General features: G+C 26.9%; 3 protein-coding genes and 1 pseudogene. All 4 read right to left on the minus strand.

Annotated elements, in window-relative coordinates; genetic code table 11:
- A pseudogene (locus Q0V09_RS07995) lies at window positions 1-1,650 on the minus strand (hypothetical protein); the annotation flags it as partial.
- 19 nt (window positions 1,651-1,669) lie between these two features.
- Complete coding sequence (gene rsmG, locus Q0V09_RS08000) at window positions 1,670-2,374, minus strand: 16S rRNA (guanine(527)-N(7))-methyltransferase RsmG (protein ID WP_297405910.1); 705 nt, start codon at window positions 2,372-2,374, stop codon at window positions 1,670-1,672.
- Window positions 2,374-4,263 carry a tRNA uridine-5-carboxymethylaminomethyl(34) synthesis enzyme MnmG gene (gene mnmG / locus Q0V09_RS08005; RefSeq protein ID WP_297405911.1) on the minus strand — a complete coding sequence of 630 codons (1,890 nt, stop codon included), beginning with the start codon at window positions 4,261-4,263 and terminating at the stop codon, window positions 2,374-2,376. Before mnmG ends, rsmG begins: the two co-directional genes overlap by 1 nt.
- Before the next feature lie 18 nt (window positions 4,264-4,281).
- Window positions 4,282-4,635 (minus strand): TrkA family potassium uptake protein (locus Q0V09_RS08010; RefSeq protein WP_297488303.1); only part of this gene is annotated, 354 nt, incomplete at its 5' end.

A 4,635-nucleotide genomic window follows, 5' to 3' on the forward strand; every position in this document is an offset into this window, starting at 1 on the left:
CTTATCTTTTTCTCCAGCTATCTGTCCTTTTAAACTTAGATTTATTTTTAATTTTAACTCTTTAAAAAGTTCTTTTTCTGTTAATTTATTTGTATTAATATAAAAATTATATTTTAAATTTTCTCTATTTATCTTTCCCTTTATAAACAATAATTCCTCATTTTTAGAGTTTTTTAAAGTTAATTTTTTTATAGATATCTCTTTATTTTTTTCCTTACCTCTAATATTAAGCTTATAATCTTCTAAAAGATTTTCTATTTTTAAATTAACTTGATCTAAATTATTTTTTTTCAAATCATATTCAAGTGCTATTTTAGAATTTTGATACAATTTAATCTTTTTATTTTCTTTTTCATAAACTCCATTTAAATTAAAATAGTTTGATTTAACATCAAAAAGCAAATCTTTCTTTTCTAAATCTAGACTAACTTGATAATTTAATTTTTTTTCTAAACCTAGTGATTCTACAAACAAATTAATATCATTTCCATCTAAGCTTAATTTTCCATCTTTGTATACTAATTTTCCATTTAAATTATTAAATTTAATCCCGTACAGTTTAAATGGTTTTGCATCATATTTTACTGTTGCATTAAATCCAAGATCTGACTTATAAAATAAATTAACACCAATATTATCAAAATCTACATTTCCTAAAGGAAGATTTAAGTCACCTAACAATTTATATTTTTCAGCAACTTTAAAAGGTAAATCTTTTAAGGTTAAATCAACATTAACCCCATCTTGTTCATTATATCTAACTTTAAATTGTCCTGGATTAGTCCCTAAAAAATAATCAAAATCTACATCTATTGAATCACCTTTAAATTTTATATCACCATTAATACTTTTAACATCTTCTGAAAGTCCTAAATATTTAACATCTCCATTAGATAAAGTTGCATTCCCAAATAGACCGCTTGTCGCTATTTTTAAATCCATATTAAATATCCCTGTCACCTGAGAAATATCTGGATCATCATATCCATATTGAACTAACTCTGGTGTTACTTTAATATTTTCTAAAATAATATCCATATCTAACTTTTCTTTTGAATTGTTAAACTTATATATATATTTCTCTTTACCTTTATTTCCAGTAAATTTAAGATCAATTCCAGTTTTTTTATTAAAAGCTACATAACCCTCTACATTATCAAGCTCTCTTTTTATCTCTCTAGAATAAGTTGTATCTTCATATAATAATTTTCCATTATTTACAACTATTTTATCAATTGGAACTGCTGCTCCTGCCTTGCTATCATCTTTTGAATCTGAAGAATCTCCACTTGAAAAAGCATCAACTATATTAACATCTTCACCTTTTCTATGAATATTCACCCATGGATCATTAACAATAATTTCTTGTAATCTTAATTTTTTTAAAGATTCTTTAGAATATAGTATTTTTACACTTGGTGAAGCAATTATAACTTTTTTACCCTTTGATAATGTTAAATTCTTTATATCTATCTCTCCAAATTTTGGAAATTTAATCTCTTGAGTTGATATTGTTGGTCCTACTACTACTTTTAATATAACCTCCACTATTTTTGGAAGTTGATACTTTACCAATAATCCTCCACTTAAAAGAATAAAAATAGGAAGAAATATGAATATTATTTTTTTATATTTTTCAAAAACTTTCATATTTCCTCCTGAATTTTCATTATAATGGTTTTTTTAATGCCACTCCAGCTCTTCTTGGATATTTTTTATCTGTTGAGCTCTCTTTCAATACTTCTACAACTAATCTTTCATCTCTATAATTTGGTAATTCATATCTATGAACTGTAACTATCTTTGATCCTAATATTTTTAGTGCATTTTCTGATTGATCTTCCTCTTCTGTTCCAACCATTTTTTGTGCTAAAAATACTCCATTAACTTTTATAAAAGGTATCATATACTCTAAAATAACATTTAATTTATTAACCCCTCTACATAATCCGATATCAAAAGTTTCTCTATTTTCTTCATTGATATAATCTTCTGCTCTTGAATTTACAACTGTTACATTATCTAAAGATAACATCTCTTTTACTAATTGTAAAAATGTTGTTTTCTTTCCCACAGAATCCATTAAAACAAATTGAATATCTGGATTAAATATAGCTAAAACCATACCTGGAAACCCTGCTCCTGTTCCAATATCAATAGCTTTTTTACATTTTTTTTCCAACAATAACTTTTCTAGTAATAAAGAATCTAAAAAATGTTTTTCCATTGCATCTTGTAAATCTCTTATTGCTGTTAAATTAGTATGTTTATTATACTCAACTAAATAATCAAAATATTTAATTAAATTATCTATTTTTTTATCTGTATACTCTAAACCTATTTTTTTTACACCATTTAATAAATACTCTCTCATTAATTATTACCTCTTATCTTTAAATACATTAATAATACTTGAATATCAGCTGGAGATACTCCAGATATTCTTGAAGCTTGACCTATATTATACGGTCTTACTTGTTTTAATTTATCTATAGCTTCCTTTGGTAAATTTGATAATGAGTCATAATCCATATCTGCAGGTATTTTTTTAGTCTCTAAACCTTTGTGTTTTTCAATCATTTTTAAAGATTTTTGAATATACCCAGCATATTTCACTTGAACTTCAACTTGATATTCAGTATCAATATCATACTCTCCTAAATCAAACTTCTCTATTAATTGAGATATGTATTTAATATCTTCATAAGTAACTTCTGGTCTTCTTAAAAGTTCAATAAGAGTTATTCCTGATTTTATTTCAGGCTCATTTGACTTTAATAAAATTTCATTTACTCTTGGATTAGTACTTCCAACATGCTGATTTTCTAAAAGTTCTATTATTTTATCCACATCTGCTTGTTTTTTTTGTACTCTTGCAAACTCTTTATCAGAAACTAAACCAATTTCATGTCCTAGTCCACTAAGTCTTAAATCAGCATTATCTTCTCTTAAAATTAATCTATATTCAGATCTAGCTGTAAACATTCTATAAGGCTCATTAGTCCCTTTAGAAACTAAATCATCAATTAATGTTCCTATATACGAATCTGCTCTATCTAATATAACTGGTTCTTTTCCCAAAACATTTCTAGCAGCATTTATTCCTGCTATTAATCCTTGAGACCCTGCTTCTTCATATCCTGATGTTCCATTTATTTGTCCCGCTAAATATAAATTATCTACTTTTTTTGTTTCTAAACTATATTTAATCTCTTCTGGAATTATATAATCATATTCTATTGCGTAAGCATATCTCATTATTTTAGCATTTTCTAAACCTTCAATTCCTTTTAACATTTCATATTGAACATCTGTAGGAAGTGATGAAGAGAATCCACTTACATATACTTCATTTGTATCATAACCCTCTTTTTCTAAAAATAGATGATGTCTATCTTTATCTGGATATCTAAAAACTTTATCTTCAATAGATGGACAATATCTTGGTCCAGTTCCTTGAATAGTTCCATTAAATAGTGGTGACTTATCTTTATTAGATATAATTGTATTATGAACGTTCTTATTAGTAAATACCATATGACAAGGTATCTGTCTTCTTGTTAAAACTTCATCAGCTGTTGTTCTACTTGAGAATTTTAATACTCCAGTATCTCCTGGTTGAATATCTACTTTAGAGTAATCTATTGTTCTTGCATCTATTCTTGGGGGTGTTCCTGTTTTAAATCTTCCTAAGTTTAATCCAGCAGCTTTTAACGACTCTGGCAACTCTTCTGAAGATAACTCTCCCATTCTTCCACCTTTAAACTGTTTATCTCCAATATGAATTAAACCTTTCATAAATGTTCCTGTTGCAATTACAACAGCTTTTGCTCTATATTCTACACCCTCTTTTATTTTTACACCTATAACTTTTCCGTCTTCAATTATTAAGTCTGTTACCATTCCTTGAATAACATCTAAGTTTTCTGTATTTTCAAGAGTTTTTTTCATTTGTTTACTATAGTTAACTTTGTCCGCTTGAGCTCTTAACGATCTTACTGCTGGACCTTTCTTTGTATTTAATACTCTTATTTGAATAAATGATTTGTCTATATTTCTACCCATCTCTCCACCTAAAGCATCTATCTCTTTCACTAAATGAGATTTTGCAGGTCCTCCTAAAGATGGATTACATGACATATATCCAATATTATCTAATAATATTGTAAATATTGCTGTTTTTACTCCCATTCTTGCTGAAGCTAGTGCTGCTTCACACCCTGCATGTCCTGCACCAACTACAATTACATCAAAATTTTGCATTTTTGCTCCCTTCTATCTCTATAAATTCTTTAATTCATTTGCTGTTTTTGCATCTGTAATTACCAATAAAATATCTCCTTGTTCTATTATTGTTTCTGGTGATAAATTTGGTATAAAGTTCTTATTCCCTTTTTTTATTCCAACTATATTTACATTATATTTTTTTCTAATATCTAACTCAATTAAGGTCTTTGCCCAAAATACTTCTGGAGCTTTTATCTCTGCTAATAAAAAATCCCTTGAAAATCTAAAATGTTCAATCATATTTGGATCCATTGCTGCTAAAGCTGCTCTTTTCCCCATATATTCTTCAGGATATATTACTTGATTTGCTCCTATTTTTTCTAAAACTTTACCATGTCTTCTTGAAAT

The sequence above is a fragment of the uncultured Cetobacterium sp. genome (genome assembly GCF_947039425.1).
Classification (GTDB): domain Bacteria; phylum Fusobacteriota; class Fusobacteriia; order Fusobacteriales; family Fusobacteriaceae; genus Cetobacterium_A.